The organism is Verrucomicrobiota bacterium (genome assembly GCA_039027815.1).
In the GTDB taxonomy this organism is placed as follows: domain Bacteria; phylum Verrucomicrobiota; class Verrucomicrobiia; order Verrucomicrobiales; family JBCCJK01; genus JBCCJK01.
Map to the genome: position 1 here is coordinate 130,049 of JBCCJK010000001.1, position 15,611 is coordinate 145,659.

14 protein-coding genes are annotated in these 15,611 nt (G+C 61.4%); 5 read left to right on the forward strand and 9 right to left on the reverse strand.

What is annotated here, in order from left to right; all coding sequences use genetic code 11:
* The first annotated feature begins 1 nt into the window (after position 1).
* The 3 genes from AAF555_00590 (at position 2) to AAF555_00600 (ending at position 2,597) form a co-directional block, all read left to right on the forward strand.
* The gene (locus AAF555_00590; protein MEM6910054.1) at positions 2-736 is read left to right on the forward strand and encodes a glycosyltransferase family 2 protein; all 735 of its coding nucleotides are present in this window, start codon (positions 2-4) and stop codon (positions 734-736) included.
* A 45-nt stretch (positions 737-781) separates the two neighbouring features.
* The gene (locus AAF555_00595; protein MEM6910055.1) at positions 782-1,792 is read left to right on the forward strand and encodes a hypothetical protein; all 1,011 of its coding nucleotides are present in this window, start codon (positions 782-784) and stop codon (positions 1,790-1,792) included.
* A gap of 82 nt (positions 1,793-1,874) precedes the next feature.
* Complete coding sequence (locus AAF555_00600; GenBank protein ID MEM6910056.1) at positions 1,875-2,597, forward strand: DUF805 domain-containing protein; 723 nt, start codon at positions 1,875-1,877, stop codon at positions 2,595-2,597.
* Positions 2,598-2,666: 69 nt separating this feature from the next.
* On the opposite strand, the gene AAF555_00605 is transcribed toward AAF555_00600, so the two are convergent.
* Entirely contained in the window at positions 2,667-3,440 is a 774-nt protein-coding gene (locus tag AAF555_00605; GenBank protein MEM6910057.1) for a response regulator, read from the reverse strand.
* Between the two features lie 120 nt (positions 3,441-3,560).
* Here AAF555_00605 and AAF555_00610 point away from each other — a divergent pair, with 120 nt between their 5' ends.
* Positions 3,561-4,409, forward strand: coding sequence for an MBL fold metallo-hydrolase (locus AAF555_00610; protein MEM6910058.1), 849 nt, complete (start codon positions 3,561-3,563; stop codon positions 4,407-4,409).
* A 25-nt stretch (positions 4,410-4,434) separates the two neighbouring features.
* Here AAF555_00610 and AAF555_00615 read toward each other — a convergent pair whose 3' ends face one another.
* The 7 genes from AAF555_00615 to AAF555_00645 all read right to left on the reverse strand — a co-directional run bounded on the left by AAF555_00615 (position 4,435) and on the right by AAF555_00645 (position 13,795).
* The gene (locus tag AAF555_00615; GenBank protein ID MEM6910059.1) at positions 4,435-5,808 is read right to left on the reverse strand and encodes a sulfatase-like hydrolase/transferase; all 1,374 of its coding nucleotides are present in this window, start codon (positions 5,806-5,808) and stop codon (positions 4,435-4,437) included.
* Positions 5,809-5,835: 27 nt separating this feature from the next.
* Positions 5,836-8,475 (reverse strand): glycosyl hydrolase family 28-related protein, encoded by a 2,640-nt coding sequence (locus AAF555_00620; protein ID MEM6910060.1) that lies wholly within the window; start codon positions 8,473-8,475, stop codon positions 5,836-5,838.
* A gap of 107 nt (positions 8,476-8,582) precedes the next feature.
* Positions 8,583-10,232, reverse strand: coding sequence for an NAD+ synthase (locus AAF555_00625; protein MEM6910061.1), 1,650 nt, complete (start codon positions 10,230-10,232; stop codon positions 8,583-8,585).
* A 10-nt stretch (positions 10,233-10,242) separates the two neighbouring features.
* Positions 10,243-10,986: a CAAX prenyl protease-related protein gene (locus AAF555_00630; protein ID MEM6910062.1), complete on the reverse strand. Its 744-nt coding sequence runs from the start codon at positions 10,984-10,986 to the stop codon at positions 10,243-10,245.
* Positions 10,987-11,002: 16 nt separating this feature from the next.
* Positions 11,003-12,211 carry an aminotransferase class I/II-fold pyridoxal phosphate-dependent enzyme gene (locus AAF555_00635; GenBank protein MEM6910063.1) on the reverse strand — a complete coding sequence of 403 codons (1,209 nt, stop codon included), beginning with the start codon at positions 12,209-12,211 and terminating at the stop codon, positions 11,003-11,005.
* A gap of 12 nt (positions 12,212-12,223) precedes the next feature.
* A complete protein-coding gene (locus AAF555_00640) occupies positions 12,224-12,709 on the reverse strand; it encodes an Lrp/AsnC family transcriptional regulator (GenBank protein MEM6910064.1) in 486 nt (161 codons plus the stop codon).
* 9 nt (positions 12,710-12,718) lie between these two features.
* Complete coding sequence (locus tag AAF555_00645) at positions 12,719-13,795, reverse strand: ATP-dependent 6-phosphofructokinase (protein ID MEM6910065.1); 1,077 nt, start codon at positions 13,793-13,795, stop codon at positions 12,719-12,721.
* Positions 13,796-13,981: 186 nt separating this feature from the next.
* Between AAF555_00645 and AAF555_00650 the strand changes: the two genes are divergently transcribed.
* Positions 13,982-14,668: a DUF3313 family protein gene (locus tag AAF555_00650; GenBank protein ID MEM6910066.1), complete on the forward strand. Its 687-nt coding sequence runs from the start codon at positions 13,982-13,984 to the stop codon at positions 14,666-14,668.
* On the opposite strand, the gene AAF555_00655 is transcribed toward AAF555_00650, so the two are convergent.
* On the reverse strand, positions 14,655-15,590 hold the full coding sequence (locus tag AAF555_00655; protein ID MEM6910067.1) for a serine hydrolase: 936 nt from the start codon (positions 15,588-15,590) through the stop codon (positions 14,655-14,657). The genes AAF555_00650 and AAF555_00655 overlap by 14 nt on opposite strands.
* Between the last annotated feature and the right edge of the window lie 21 nt (positions 15,591-15,611).

Genomic DNA, 15,611 nt, shown 5'->3' on the forward strand with positions numbered 1-15,611 from the left:
CATGCTCCACCCAGCCGACGACCCTGCCTCCCCCTCGCCTGAAATTTCGGTGGTGGTGCCCCTCTACAATGAGGAAGACAACGTCGTGCCCCTCCAAGAAGAGCTGGCCACCGCTCTCCAAGGGATCGAGTATGAGGTGGTGTTGGTCGACGATGGATCGACCGACGGGACCGCTGCCAAGGTGGTGCCGGGCGAGCGCGTCCGCCTCCTGGAATTCGAGGCCAACACGGGCCAATCGGCCGCCATGCACGCAGGCATCCAGGCGGCCCGCGGGGAGATCATAGTCCTGATCGACGGGGATCTCCAGAACGATCCTCGGGACATCCCCCAACTCCTCGAACCCCTCCGCCAAAACGAAGCCGACCTGGCCTGTGGCTACCGGGCCAAGCGCAAGGACACCGCCTTCAAGCGACTCCAAAGCCGCATCGCCAACGGCGTCCGCAGCCGCTTCGTGGGGGACGGCGTGCGCGACACGGGCTGCACTCTCAAGGCCATGCGGCAGGAATGCCGCCGCGCCCTCCCGCCCTTCACCGGCATGCACCGTTTCATCCCGGCGCTCATCAAAGGGGCGGGCTTTCGCATCGTGGAAATGGCCGTCAACCACCGACCCCGCCAGCATGGCGAGAGCAAATACGGCTTCGGGAACCGTGCCTGGAAGGCCACCATGGACATGTTTGGAGTCCGCTGGTTGGTCTCGCGCAGTTTCCACTACCAGGTCAAAGGGGAAAGCGATTGAATCTCCACCGCCCTCGGCTAGGTAGCTGCCGGCCCGTCCCCTCCCATGTCGACCTCCCTGCGCGAACAAATGAAGCAGATCCTGCCGGAATTGCTTCCCGCCCGACCCCAAGATGCCATCAAGGGCACCGAACTCATCCGGCTGGTCAAGTTCCGCCTCGACAACAAAGAATACAGTGATGCGACCATTCGCTATCACTTCTCCATCCTCTCGCACGACCCCACCTCCCCCATCGCCAAGGTCGAACAAGGACAAGGCTACTACCTCCGCCCCACCGCCTTCATCGGCACCTCACAGCCGGAGGAGTACCGTCGCCTCATCCAGGGCCAACTGGGAGAAGAACCCGTCTCCGCCGCGCAGATCGACCGCGCCCGACGCAACCTCCTGAAATTCCAAACCATCCTTTCGCGCAGCTTTCTCGCCGAAAGCCGCTCCCTCTTCCTCACCGAAAGCATGGCGTCCGATGATTCCCTCCCTCGACACTGGAAGCTCTCCGACGCCATCGTAGTGACTTGGAACACCGCCTTGGAAAGCGCCTCCGACGTGTCGTCCAAGCGACAGCACCTGCTCGATCCCGGGGAGCTCATGCTGCGTCGTTCCCTGGGCGCTCCCCAATACCAACTGCATGCTACCAATCTCCTCTTGCAGACCGACCTCAAGAACTGCCACGAAGCCTTCTTCCGCCTCCTGAGCTGCGGCTCTTGGGCCCATGCCAGCGAACTTCTCATCGCCAGCCCCATCTCGGACGGTCGCCTGGCCAAGGAACTCCGCACCCTCGCTGGCCAGTTCGGCATCGGAGTCACCAGCTTCGGCATCGACCTGGGCCGACTCGATGACCTCCCGAGCACCGAAGAAATTCGCTCCATGAACGAACCGGAATTCAGCGGAGTCGAAAGCATTCTCCAACCGCAGACCCTGGCCACCCCTACCGTCCGAGCCCACCTGGACTGGCCCCTGGTCCAAGAACTCAAACAGGACTACCCCCCGATTTCCAAACTCTTCGATTGGGTGGCCGAGTGCCTGACCGCCGGGGAAGTGTATCCGCCCAAAGGCTAGGTCCCCGAGATCCCGCAAGAAGCGAATTTCCTCGCTTCGGCTTTCAGATTTTGGTTCAATAGAGGGAGTCAGGGGGGACCTCATGGACTGCTACATCGCGCGAGACAATCAAACCGAAGGACCCTTCCCGGAGGAACAAATCCGCCAGTGGGTCGCTCGGGGAGAGCTGCGCCCCACCGACCTAGTCTGCCCGGTCGGCGGCCAGCAGTGGCAAAAAGTCCTCGAGCGCTTCCCCCCGATCGACCCCAACCTACCTTCGCCCGCCAGCTCTCCCCCAGCGCCGAAGCCGGCCCCCCGACCCAAGCCGAAGCCTCAGGCCACCGCGGAAAGAAATCCCTACCGCTCTCCCGCGACCGACTCGACCGTCCGGATTCAAAGCAAGTCCGAGAAGTTGACCTTCTGGCAGTTGCTCTTCTCCTTTCACGGCCGCATCCGGCGAAGGGATTATTGGCTGCTGGGGATCGTGGTGGGCGCCATGTTTCTCATCCCGGCCTTCTTTGTCGCCTCCATGATTCCAGAGAGCGAGGTCACCTTCGATCCCGAAACCGGTGAGTATTATCAAGCCGAACCACCCCAAGAAGCCTCGGTCGGTCTCGTGGTGGGCTTGCTCTTGGTCATCGTGCCAAGCTTCTGGTCGTCCTTAGCCATCAGCGCCAAAAGATGGCACGACCGAAACAAATCTGCGCTCTGGATCTTGATTGGCCTCGTCCCTTACATCGGCGGCATCTGGACCTTCATCGAATGCGGATTGCTAGCGGGAACAGACGGCGACAACCAATACGGCGCCGATCCCAAGCAGAGCTAACGAGCCCTCCGCCCCTTCCCCTCTTCCGAAAAGAGTCACAAGACAGGCCCCACCGAAACTGAAACTTCCTCAAACCGAGGCCAAACGGCGGTCGGCCGCCATCTTCCGCAGGTAAACCATTTCCCGAATCACCTGCACGAAGCGCTGCACGCTGCACGGCTTGGCGATGACACCGCTGTAGCCACAATCGGAAGTGTCCTCGTAGAGGTCCGGGTCGGCCATGGCGGTCGTGCCGATCACGGGGATCTCAGAATCGAAGCGCTTGATGTCGGAAAGCAATTCATAGCTGGAAATCCCAAAGTCGTGATCCAGGATGACCACGTCGAAGGGAGAGCCGGTCGCGATGCCACGATGAAACTCATTGAAGGCATCGCTGGGTGAGGCCACCGAACCCACAATGAAAGAGTGGGCGATCAAAACCTTGGTCAGCACCTGGCGTAAAACCGGATCTTCCTCCACCAGCAAGACCATGTTGGCCTCTTCCTGCCGCCGTCCATTTCCATCCAAATCTCGCCCGAGCGAGACAAATTCCCGCAGACGCACCTCCAGGCCCAGGACGTTCGGAACCGGGTCGCCCTTGCCGCGGTAAACCAACGGAATCTTGAGGCGCACCTCGGCCAGCGAGGGCAGATCCTTCAGCTCGGCCTCCCCCACCCCCTCCTCATAGAGGAAAAGATCATAACGCTCGCGGAAAACGGGGCGCTCTGCTTCGGCTGTGCTCACAATGGTGACCTGGCACTTCAGCCGATTGAGGGAGGAAAGAATGGAATCAGCGTGCTCCCTCTTGTTGACGGCCAAAAGAATGTCGAGAGGCTTGCTTTGAGTCTGGGCACAGCTTTGCATAGCAAATTTAATTATGAAGATTATGAATTACACGAATTTTAAACGCAAGCCGAATCCAGAATTTTCATAATTTCTGCCTTTTTTGTTAGAACGGCTCTTTCCCACCACCCTCCTACCCCCGTGAAAGAGGCCCCCTCCACCTACCCGGCTCTGCCCTTGGAGGACGAGTTTTCTGACGTGGTGGCCAAGGCCCTTCGTGGTCACGAGCTGAGCTGGGAGCGACTCGCTGGGGAGCTGGGACAAGATCCCGAAGGCTTCCGCGCCGCTTTTTCTTCCCCCAGCCCCCTGCTCTTCCCGCTTTGGGAGAGAGTGGCGGAGCGACTTTCGCTCCACCCCAAGAAACTCCAGGAAGCGGCCTGCCAGCAGTGGCGACCTCCCTCCGTGCCTGCGATACCAGGACTGCACCAATTCGTCTCCCCTTTTCGCGCCTGGACCGTGAACGCCTGGCTGGTTCACTGCCCCGTGACCAAGGAAGGCTGGGTCATTGATACGGGAACGGACGCCTCCGAACTTCTTCAGTTTGTGGAAGAGCAAGCGGTCTACCTCCAAGCGCTCGCCTTCACCCACACCGTCCATCCAGATCACACCAGCGAAGTCGATCGGATTGGCGCTGCGACCGGTCTGAGGCGTTTGCTTGGACCCGAAGGCGAACCGTCTGTGCGAAAGAGCGCAGCTCTCCGGCGGGATCAGGTCTACTCGCTAGGAACCTTGGAGATCGAAATCCGTTCCACGCCCGGCCACAGTCCCGATGGAGTGACCTTGGTGGTGGCGGGATTGGCCAGGCCAGTCGCTCTGGTGGGCGACGCTCTTTATGCCGGATCACTCGGAGCGCCTCTCGACCATTACGGGAAGCTTCTCTCCGGAGTCCGGAGGGAGATTTTCAGCCTCCCGGATGACACGCTCCTCTGTCCAGGCCACGGGCCGGTCACGACCGTGGCCCAAGAAAAAGCCCACAATCCTTTCTTCTAAAAAGGAGCGTTTCCGAAAGGCAAAGTCACTTCTTTTCCCGATCAGCCTGGCCTTTGTCGTAGGCCTGCGGCAGCTCCTCATTCCACGCGAGCAACTTGGCGCTCAGTTGAGCGAGCACTTCCGGCTCGCGCGCGGCCAAGTTGTGGCTTTCTGCCGGATCCTGGCTGAGATCATACAGCTCCGCCTCCTTCCGGTTTCGCAAGGGCAGGTGCAGCTTCCACTTGCCCTCCCGCATGGAGGGGGTGGAGTTGGCGGCACTGGCTTTCCAGAAGAGTGGGGTCGTCCGCTTTTGGCTCTCGCCCCTCCAGATGTCCGAGACATCGAGACCATCCAAATCGGAGGGCAGCTCCTTGACCCCGGCGATGGCGCAGAGGGTGGGCAACCAGTCGATGAAAGAAGTGACACTTTCCTCGTCGATCCGACCCGCCGGGACCTGACCGGGCCAACGAATGATGAAGGGCACCCGCACGCCGCCTTCAAAGAGATTGTGCTTCGAGCCTCGCAGAATGCCGGCATAGCCCAGCATGTTGTTGGAATACTTCCGGTGCCCCAAGCCACCCCCCAAAATGACGGGCGCGGGACCGTGGTCGCTCGAGAAAACCACGATGGTGTGGTCGGCGATTCCTAGCTCCTCCAGCGTCGTCATGACCCGCCCCACATTGAGATCGAGGGCATAGACGTCTCCCAGATACTGGTGCATGGAAGCATCCAACTCCCCTCCGATTTGGAGGCACTCATCAAACTTCTGCTGCATCGGCTCTGAGAAATCCGAGCGCTTCACTTTGACCTCGATGAATTGGCTGGCCAGCTCCGGCAGCACATGGACCGGAAAATGGGTGCTGTGGGCCCAGATGTTGACGTAAAAAGGGCCTTCCGCGTTCTCTTGAATGAAGTCGATGGCCTCCGCGAAGAGTCCGGCATCCCGGCCTGCGGGGTCTTCCCGAGTGGCGCCCTTCACCCGCACCGTATCAATCCCGTAGAGGCCGTCCATTTCGCGCGACCTGGGACCAATGTGCCATTTCCCAAAGTGGCCCGTGCGGTAGCCGCGTTCCTGCAAGAGGCTGGTGATGGTCGGACGTTCACCGAAGCCATAGACCGCGGCGTATTTGGGAAAACGGGCCGGGTAGATGCCTGTCATGAGGCCGGTCCGGCTCGGGTTGCAGGTCACGCCCGTCACATAATGCTGCATGAAGCTGGTTCCCTCAGCCGCCAGGCGATCGAGATGGGGAGTTTTGGCGTAGGGGTGGCCGTAGGAGGACAAATCGCCATACCCCAGATCATCGGCGAACATGAAAACGATGTTGGGAGGCCGCTCTTCGGCGGAACTCTCTGGAAGGAGAACGCTCCCCAAGAGAAGGAGGGCCACCAAGGCATAGGAGAAAGAAGAGGAGGGTTTCATAAGCGAGGAAGGATCACGGAAAGTGGCTCAGGGGCTTTCATCGATCGCACCCATCTCGGTGTTTCGCTGGCTAAATCGACCTCCCTGGACTTGCACCGTGGGGCCACGGTAGTCGTGCTCTTGCTCGATCTGCTTGAAGGAGACCGAACCACCATGAATCTCAAAGCCCGATTCCACTTCTCCCCGAGCGTAGAATTTGGAGATGATCAAATTCACGGCGGAAGCGGTGGAGACACTCTCATCGACCCGCAGGACCAGGCCCTTGGGAAGATTGCCTTCCGGAATGTCTTCCGGGAGCACGTAGGGCAAACGGCTCATGGGATTGACGCTGAAGTTCACAAAGGTCGCCCCGCGGTCTCCCAGGGCCTTGATCCAACCGCCCCAACCGGCTTCGCTCCCGCCGATGAGGATGTCGGCATTGCCGCCGCCGGTGCCATTGTGATCGATGAAGTCGAGGGCCCGCGTGCTCCCATTGGTGAAAAAGCCCGTGATTTGCTCATTGGCACCACTTCCGATGGTGATGGCCCCCCGCCCGCGCAGATTTGGGATGAGGCTGTGCTCGGTTCCTCGGAAGATGTCCCGCTTGGTGGGTTTGCCGGGCCCAGGGTATTCCAGGGTGAGGTCGTCCGCCGTGCTGAGCGCCCAATCCTGAGGCCGGATGTGGCAGTTGTCGATCCAGCCAATGGTCCGAGAATTCCCCACCATAAAAGCGATGTGGAGAGCCGAGCCGTTCACGCGAGAGAGGACGTGGCGATCGCTATTATGGGTCGCGAAATCGACTCCGTTGTAGACATTCCCCAGATACAAGCGCCGCACCCAACAGCCCGGCCCGAAGCCGCGGATGGTCCAGGGAAAAGGCTGCACGTCCTGGTAGTCTTGGTGGAGATACCAGATGGCCAGTCCGCTCACACCCGAGCCTCCCAACTCTTCGGAAGAATAAAGACTGAGGAAGGGTGGATGATCCGGCTGGCCGCGATCCTCCGGGAGATCGGCAATCAGCATCGTGCGCACCTGGCCACCCCTCGGCATGGTGTCATTGACCCCCCGCAACTCCACCCCCGGCGGCACCTTCAAATGGGCCGTGACCCGATAGCGTCCCTGCGGCAAATACACGGTGCCCCCTCCATCGCGCCCCGCTTGGAGCAGGGCTGCCTGGATGGCCTGGGTGGCATCGCGCGTCCCATCCCGGGGGGCATGGAAGGGAGAGGCCGTCACCACGTAGAGAGACTGCGGATCGGTCCGCGCCGGAAAGGTGGGCGGCACCGGCTGCAAGGGGCGAATCGTGCGAGTGGTCTCACGAAAAGCACGGTGATCCAACTCGGTCTCCACGCTCTGCGCCACCTCGAGATCCGGCCTCCCGGCAAATTCATTGCCCACCATCACCAGCCGACCCGCCTCGCCCGCAAAGCGAAGGTGCCTGGCGCGCTGGGCAAAGACGGAATCGTAGACAACCGCCACCCCCTTCTCGACCGCAATGGCAAAATCCTCGGCCGAGTCCCCCCACTGCTCAAAGCGGCACTCCTGGATGTTGATGCGCTGTTTGAAGGAACCATCCAGCAAAATGCTGCTGCCCTCCCCGGCGAAGCGACAGCCAAAGAGTCGCAGCTCCGCCAAGTCTCCTTCGGTTCCATAGGCCTTGCCGCTTTTGCTGTGACGATTCCAGCTCTCCTCCCAACCGCTCTGGTCCATCTGCATCAAAATGCCCGCCCGCCTCGCCTGAATCTGACTCCCGGTCATACTGACGCGTTGATGGGAACCGCCTACAAAATGGAATCCCACCTCGACATCGCGCACCCGGATGTCATGCCAGTAGGTCCACCCGTGAGGCGGCATGACTTTGACCGCAGTGGGGTAGCCCTCGATCTCCACATCGATGAAAATTCCAGCGTCTTGCCGGTTCAACTGAATGGCGTGCGCGTCCCTTTCTTGCAGCGCCGCCCTCAGAGCCTTGGCCGAAGGCGCGCCCGGAAAGCCTGACTCAGCCCAATAGCGCGGCGAGAGCGAAATCTGGCTGCATCGAGGGACCGCGGCCGCCTTCAGCATGGTGACGCCGATATCGAGCGGCGAACCATAGACATTCAAGACCGTGGAGAAAGAACCGGTCAAGATGCCGCGGTAGGCATTCACCAAGTTGAGATTTTTGACAGCCGCATTGCCCACCAGGTGGACGCAAGTCGGGTAGGGCTGAATGTCGGTGACCGTTTGCTCGGGGTAAATGACACTCAAGTCCCGCACCCCTCCTTGCTCGATCGAAATAAAGGGAGGGCCCTCGACACTGCCCCGTCCGGCGAAGGCCAGTAAAACCGTGCCGAGCACCCGGGCCTCCTCGGGCGTCGGTTCCTTGAAATCGCCTCGCAGGGTCACGCCCATCGGGACCGTGAGCGTCCCATCGATTCGGTAGCGCCCCGCTGGCGCGTAGACCGTCCCTCCGCTTTGCTCGGCGTCCTCGAGCGCTCGTTGGAAAGCGGCCGTGCTGTCTCGCTTTCCATGACGGTCCGCCGAATAGGGCGAGGCCGTCACATCATAGGAAATCACCGGAGCGAGGTCCTCCGTGCTGTAAACCAAGGGCACCATCCACGGTTCCGGCGCCCCGCGGCTCTCACTGAAGCCGAGCGCCAGGCTCGCCAGCCCAAAGAAAAACAGGAAAAAGCGGTCGGAATTCTCCATGAAAAAAGCGCGTCTCAAAGCCAGCCCAAGACTCACGCGCCTCCGGCGAAAATCCTAGCAAAAAAGTCTGCCTTTCCTCTCCTCACCCGAAACCCGAGCCTGAACCCTCAAGCAGCCGAACTCGCCTCCCGCCCGAAGCGCTGGGCCAGGGGAATGCGACGCCCCATCCCAAAGGCCTTACTCGTCACCCGGAGACCGGGCGCCGCCTGCCGTCGCTTCCACTCGTTTTGCTCCACCTTCCGAGCCACCCACCGGACCAACTCTTCCTCCAACCCGGCCTCGACCGTCTGGGCGACGGAGGCCTGTTGCTCCACCAGCCATTCCAGAATCTCATCGAGAATCTCGTAGGGAGGAAGCGTGTCCTGGTCGGTTTGGTTGGGTCGAAGTTCCGCGCTGGGCGGTTTGTCGATCGTGCTCCAGGGAATGATTTCGCAGTCCCGATTGACCCAGCGGGCCATCTCAAAAACCAGCGTCTTGGGCACATCGCTGATGACCGCCAGACCACCGCACATATCGCCGTAAATGGTGCAATACCCTACCGCCAACTCGCTCTTGTTGCCGGTGGTCAGCAGAAGGTGCCCCAACTTGTTGGAGACCGCCATGAGCGTCAGGCCGCGGAGCCGGGATTGAATGTTCTCTTCGGTGGTGTCTTCGCCCTGCCCCTCGAACACACCTTTGAGGGAATCCCGCACCACCTTGTTCATCTTCTTGATGGGAACGGTGTGGGAAGCGATCCCGAGACTTTTTACCAAGGCCTCGGCGTCCTCCAGGCTGCCTCGGGAGGAAAACTCGCTCGGCATGAGCACTCCCAGGACGTTCTGCGGCCCCACCGCCTCGGCGGCCACCACCGCCGTGAGCGCGGAATCGATTCCTCCGCTCAGGCCGAGGACGACTGTTTTGAAGCCGCACTTTCGGACGTAATCCCGCACCCCTAAGACCAGGGCTTGGAAGACATCGGCCGGCACCAGACGTTCGGCGGCTGCCTCCGCCTTGGGACCAGCTAGATCGATCACTTCGGTCGCCTCTTGGAAACCGGGCAAGCGCGCCATGACCTCCCCCGCTCCATCCAAGGCTAGGGAATGGCCATCGAAAACCAGCTCATCGTTTCCCCCCACGAGATTGCAGTAGACCACGGGCCGACCATGCTGTTTCGCGACCGAGCTGAGCATGGCTTCCCGCTCCCGATTCTTCGTGGCATGGTAGGGAGAGGCACTCAGATTGAGAATGATCTCCGCCCCAGCCGCCACCAGCTCCGCCGCCGGATCCCGGTCGTAGAGGGGGGCAGGCAGAAAATCCTCCGTCCAAATGTCCTCACAAATGGTCACCCCCACCTGGCAACCAGCCATCTCCCAGATCTCGGCTGCCTCGAGCGGGCGGAAATAGCGTTGCTCATCGAAGACATCGTAATTCGGCAAGCGGGTCTTGTGGGTTTGTTTCCGGATCGCGCCTGCCTCCAACCACGAGACGGCATTGAGATGCTTGGGTCCACTCCCCTGGCACGCCTCCTCGATATGCCCTACCAGGAGAGGGACCTCCCCCACCTGCTCCGCCAAGTCGCGGAGGGCTTCCCGCGTGGCCTCCAAAAAGCCTCCTCGCGAGATGAGATCGCGCGGCGGGTAGCCATTGAGAGCCAGCTCGGGAGCGAGAACCAATTCGGCCCCCTCTTGACAGGCCACACGATACTCGCGCAGGAGCAGTTCCGCGTTGGCTTCCATCGCGCCCACCGTGGTATTGACTTGGAGAAGTCCGATTTTCATAGAGAAGTGCTTACCAAAAACCGTAGTGCCCGGTCTGCATGACGTAGAGACCGAGAGCCAAATTTGCCACCGCGTGCATCCAAATGCAGGCTGCCAGACTCTTGGTCCAATAGCAGGTCAGACAAGCGAGGGTGCCATAGCCGAGCGCCCCGAAGTAATCCGGCGGAGAGTGCGCCAGAGCGAAGAGTCCCACCGTCAGGCCGAAAGAAAGTGGATGGTAGCTCCCAAAAGGGACCTCGGTGAAGGGCTTGTCGGGAGCGATGAGAAAGCGCATGAGAAACCCCCGCCAGAAAATCTCTTCGATCAAGGCCACCACCACCACCATGCGGAAAAAGCGAAGTGCGATTGTCAGCCCACTCCATGTGACCTCATACGGGTCAAAGCCCTCCAAGCGTTCTCGAAAGCCCAGCCAGTAAAGCCAGGTCTCCTCGCCCCCCCACCCTTGGCGAGTAAAGAGTTCGCAGGGCAGGACCCAAATGACGATGCCTAGGACCGCGGTCAGCGTGGCCACCCCAAAACCTCGCCAAGGCCGCATTTGGTAGCGGCCCGACCAAAAGAGGACCAAGCCAAAACAGAGGAGCGATTGCACAGGATACAGCCAGTGCTCGGGGAAGCGTCGCCACCAAGGCTCGTCCGGGTGATCCAGCTTGATCCACTCCAAAGGCACCAGCAGCACCAGAAAGAGAAAGAGCGGGACGACGTGCGCCCAGGTCACATTTCGCTGGAGCGCTTGCAGTCTTGTCGCGAGAGCCATACCTGCCAGCGAGGCCTCAGCCCAAGCGATCCACGAAACGACGAATCCCCAAGAGCGCCTTTTCCAAAAGCTTGGGGTCGGTGGCGTAGCAACAGCGCAAAAAGCCCTCCCCGGTCTCGCCAAAGGCGCTCCCGGGCACGGCGGCCACGGACTCTTCCTGCACCAGACGGGTGGCAAATTCGTGACTAGAGAGGCCCGTCGGTCGGATGTCAGGAAAGGCATAAAAGGCTCCCCCGGGCTCGAAGCAAGGGAGGCCCGCTTGGTTGAGGCCTTTCACGATGAGATCGCGACGTCGTCCGTAATCCTGCCGCATGGCCTCGACGGGGCCCGCACCGTTCTCCAGCGCTTCGAGAGCGGCCGCCTGGCTGGTGATCGGCGCGCAGAGCATGGCATACTGGTGGATCTTCATCATGGCCTCGATCAAGTCCTGCGGGGCGCAGGCATAGCCCAAGCGGAAACCCGTCATGGCAAAGGCTTTGGAGAAGCCGTGCAGCAGAATGGTCCGCTCCCGCATCCCGGGGAGGGAAGCGATGCTGACATGGGCCTCCTCATGGTAGCGGAGTTCGCTGTAGATCTCGTCCGTGATCACGATGAGATCGTGTTCGATCGCCAGGGCCGCCAATTTCTTCAACTCGGCCAAAGGCTGCACGCCCCCCGTTGGATTGGTCGGAAAGTTCAGCATGAGGATGCGAGACCGGGGCGTGATCCGCTTGGCCACCTCGTCCGCTTTCACCGGGAAGCCCTCCTCCGGCACCGTCGGCACGGAAATGGGAACGCCATAAGCCAGGGCCACGCTCGGACTGTAGGAAACATAGCAAGGCTCGTGGTAGAGCACTTCATCCCCCGGGTTGAGCAAGGCCCGGCAAGCCAGATCGAGCGCTTCGGACACCCCCACCGTGACGATGACCTCCGTTCCTCCCGAGTAGCTCACGTCGAACTTCTCCTCCACGTAACCCGCGATGGCGTCCCGCAGCCTGGGCATGCCCAAATTGGAGGTGTAGCTGGTTTGGCCCTTTTCCAGGGAAAAAATGGCCGCTTCCCGGATATGCCAAGGGGCCGCGTAGTCGGGCTCCCCCACACCCAACGAGATGACATCGGGCCGGCCTTGGACCAGCTCAAAAAAATCGCGAATGCCGGACCGCGGAATGGCCGCCACCTGATCCGCGATCCGGGAACGCGGTCGGGACGGGGCTGGGGTCGGGGCGGTGGTGGTCAGATCGCTCACAACAAAGAGAGGTTACGGCGTGACCGGCAAACGATCGGGCGAACCCTCGTCTCCAAAGTAAAAGCCATTCATCTTGTAGGGCTTGAGCTGGAAGTGGGTCACGGTGGAAACCACGCCTTCCAGGGTGCTCAGCTTCTCGGAGACGAAGCGGGCCACCTCCTTGAGATCGCGATCCTTGACCGTGACCGCCAAATCGTAGCCTCCACTCATGAGGACACAGTCTCGGACCTGGTTGAACTTGGCGATCCGCGCCGCCAGCCGATCGAAGCCCCCTCCCCGCTCCGGGGTCAACTTGACCTCGATCAAAGCAGTCACATCGTGGTCGCCCGCGGCCTCCGGGTCCACAATGGCGTGGTAACCCTGGATCGTCCCATCTGCCTCCCAGGCCGCGATGGCTGCCCGCACGTCTTCCAAACCACGATTGGTGAGAGAGGCGAGTTCCTCGTGGGAAAGCTTGGCGTTTTTCTGAAGCAGCTCCAGCAGTGGATCGACCTTCATGCCGACACCTTACTTGTCTCCGAAGCTGATGCCAATGCCTCTTGCGGCCCCCACCACTTCGCTGTCCGGCTGGACCGTCCGGATTTGGTTGACCGCCTCCTCGATCGGCACCGAGTCCACATGGTAGGACTGGTAGCTGACCATCCGGCCGAAATTCCCTTCCTTGATCAGTTCCACCGCCTGCACGCCGAAGCGCACGCCGAGAATCCGATCGAGAGCGGTGGGCGCGCCCCCTCGTTGGAGGTGACCGAGCGTGCAGGTGCGGGTCTCCTTGCCGGTGCGGGCCTCGATTTCCTTAGCCACGAGCGCGCCGATGCCGCCCAAACGCACCTCGCCCCCTTCGTTGGCGTCGATCGACATGATATCGCCATCGGGAATCTTGGCTCCCTCGGCCACCACCACCAGGGTCTCATGCTCCCCGCGGGCATCTCGCTCCCGGACCGCATTGGCGACTTCCTCGAAGTGAAAGGGAATCTCTGGCAGCAGGATGACGTCCGCCCCGCCCGCGATCCCGCCCCAGAGGGCGATCCAGCCGGCATGCCGTCCCATGACTTCCAGCACCATCACTCGTTTGTGGCTGGCGGCCGTGGTGTGCAAGCGATCCAGCCCATCCACCACGCAAGCGACCGCCGAATCGAATCCAAAAGTGATGGCCGTGGCCGAGATGTCGTTGTCGATCGTCTTGGGCACCCCGATGATGGGCCATCCCAATCGGTAGAGTTGCAGTCCGGTCGTGAGGGAGCCATCTCCGCCGACCACGATCAGCGCGCCGATTCCCATGTGGTCCATGGTGACCTTGGCCCGATCAATGACCTCCTGCGGCACCTCGGCGATATCCCCCTTGCCGAGCTTGGCTGCAAAATTGCCCTTGTTGGTGGTTCCCAAAATGGTGCCCCCCAGCTTCATGATCCCCTTGGTCCGAGCCGGATCCAGCTTCATGAAATCCCCCGGAGGCAGCAGCCCCTCGAAGCCCTCCCGAAACCCAACCACCTCCCAGCCAAGCTTGGTCGCAGCCCCCACCACTCCATGAATGACCGCATTCAGACCCGGGCAATCGCCCCCACTGTTCAAGATTCCGATTCTCATGATTCTGTTGCTGCTGTGGAAGGCCCCCTAAGCAATTGGCGACCAATCGCGGGCATAGTGAGGCCATTTTTCAGGAATTCAAACGCTCGTCGTGTTTTCTATCTGGGGCCCTTTCCAGCTCCCTTAGCCCGGAACGCTTTGCTGCTTGTCAAGCCCTCGCGGGACGCTTACTCCAGGGGCCTGGTCATGTCTTCCCACCGCCTGCTCCCTCTCGGACTTCTTGCGCTGGCCCACGCCCTGGCTGGATGCGTGACGAGTGACCGCGGGCGCTCCGATTTCCTCAGTCGAGCGGACGGACTCACCCCCTCCGCCCGAGAACCCGGGCTCTGGACCGCCGAATCCCCTCAAGCAGATTTTTCCTCGTTCACCCAGCTTCTGATCGAGGACGTCCTCCTGCTGCCTGACCCCGGCTCCCCTTTCCCCGGCCTAAAAGGCGAGGACGCCTACGAGATCAGTCGCTCCTTTAAGCAAGCGCTCCGAAAGGAACTCTCTCGCAAATTCCGGATCGCCACCCGCCCCGGCCCGGAGGTCCTCCAAGTCCGCGCCGCCCTGGCCGGACTGCGCGGCCTCAGCCCACTCGGGAGCGCCCCCGCCCCCGGCCGCCTCCCGGTGCGAGACAGTCTTCTCGACCTCAGCCAGCTCCGCATCGAGCTCGAAGTGCTCGACTCCCGGAGCGGCCTCCAGCATTTTGCCCTCATCGACACCCAGCCTCTCGCCAATCGTCGCGGCTCTTCGCTCACCTGGGACCAGCTCCGCCAAGCCTTCTATGAATGGTCTTGGCGCTTCCAGAGGGAGCTCGACCTCGCCCGGCAGCGTGCGCTCGCCCTGAGCGAACCTGTCTTGCTGGAAGAACCCGCGCTCAGCGATTTTTGAGCAATTCACGCGGAGGGGTCAAGCGCCCCGCCCGCTGCCACGCGTCAAAGGCGGCCCAGCCTTGCGCCAAGAGGGCGGCCGACTGTCGAAAGCGATCCGGGCTTCCCAGCACGATCACATGCATCCTCCCCGGGATGAGCAACTTCCTCCCATCCGGCATCTCAAGAGCTTGGGTCTCCCGGGGAGCGCTCACGATCAGGCATTGCCCGGCCGCGCGAGTGAGGCCCGTTTTCACGCCGTCGATCTCCTGTTGGCCCAGCAGTTGATTGGTGCTTTCCACGCGGAACTGACTCAGTTCCCCGCCGCGTTCGACGGAAATCGTTCGCTCCCTCTGCTTCACCATGAACCCAAAAGCTGGCTGCTTCAGGCCGTAGACCGTCAGCTTGGCCAGATCGATGGCGGTCGAGCGCCCTTTCCCTCGATCATCCAGCCCATGCGGATTGCCAAAGCGGGTGTCGGACATCCCGAGGACCTCGGCCAAATTGTTCATCTCGTCGACGAAAGTCCCGATGGGGTCGCCCCCTCGCCCGCGCGCCCGCTGGATGGCGGTACCCACGTAGTGCGCCAAGGCATTCGCGGCCACATTGTCCGAACCGAGAAGAGCGGAGTAGAGCAGGTCTCGCAGGGAAATGCGGTCCCCCGGCCGGAGTCCCAAAGGATTGACGGCTGCCACCTGGAGCACAATCGGTTGGACCGGGATCTTCAGCCCCAGATCCACCCGCGTGGCGGCGGCCCAATCCAACACCACCATGGCGGTCGCCACCTTGGTTAGACTGGCGACCGGGCGTTTTTTCTCGGCGTGGCTCTCGTAGAAAATTTTCCCCGAGTGGTGCTCCATCACCACGTAGCTCTCTTGGGCCGTCGTCACGCTCGCGGACCATCCCAGGCTCCAAGCCAGACACCATCTAAGAAAGATGCTCATGGAATTGCAGACGCAGACTAG

Bases quoted from the DNA above. Each gene is read 5' to 3' on its own strand.
- AAF555_00590 (MEM6910054.1), top strand. From the start codon at position 2: ATGCTCCACCCAGCCGACGACCCTGCCTCCCCCTCGCCTGAAATTTCG.
- AAF555_00595 (MEM6910055.1), top strand. From the start codon at position 782: ATGTCGACCTCCCTGCGCGAACAAATGAAGCAGATCCTGCCGGAATTG.
- AAF555_00600 (MEM6910056.1), top strand. From the start codon at position 1,875: ATGGACTGCTACATCGCGCGAGACAATCAAACCGAAGGACCCTTCCCG.
- AAF555_00605 (MEM6910057.1), bottom strand. From the start codon at position 3,440: ATGCAAAGCTGTGCCCAGACTCAAAGCAAGCCTCTCGACATTCTTTTG.
- AAF555_00615 (MEM6910059.1), bottom strand. From the start codon at position 5,808: ATGAAACCCTCCTCTTCTTTCTCCTATGCCTTGGTGGCCCTCCTTCTC.
- AAF555_00620 (MEM6910060.1), bottom strand. From the start codon at position 8,475: ATGGAGAATTCCGACCGCTTTTTCCTGTTTTTCTTTGGGCTGGCGAGC.
- AAF555_00625 (MEM6910061.1), bottom strand. From the start codon at position 10,232: ATGAAAATCGGACTTCTCCAAGTCAATACCACGGTGGGCGCGATGGAA.
- AAF555_00630 (MEM6910062.1), bottom strand. From the start codon at position 10,986: ATGGCTCTCGCGACAAGACTGCAAGCGCTCCAGCGAAATGTGACCTGG.
- AAF555_00640 (MEM6910064.1), bottom strand. From the start codon at position 12,709: ATGAAGGTCGATCCACTGCTGGAGCTGCTTCAGAAAAACGCCAAGCTT.
- AAF555_00645 (MEM6910065.1), bottom strand. From the start codon at position 13,795: ATGAGAATCGGAATCTTGAACAGTGGGGGCGATTGCCCGGGTCTGAAT.
- AAF555_00650 (MEM6910066.1), top strand. From the start codon at position 13,982: ATGTCTTCCCACCGCCTGCTCCCTCTCGGACTTCTTGCGCTGGCCCAC.
- AAF555_00655 (MEM6910067.1), bottom strand. From the start codon at position 15,590: ATGAGCATCTTTCTTAGATGGTGTCTGGCTTGGAGCCTGGGATGGTCC.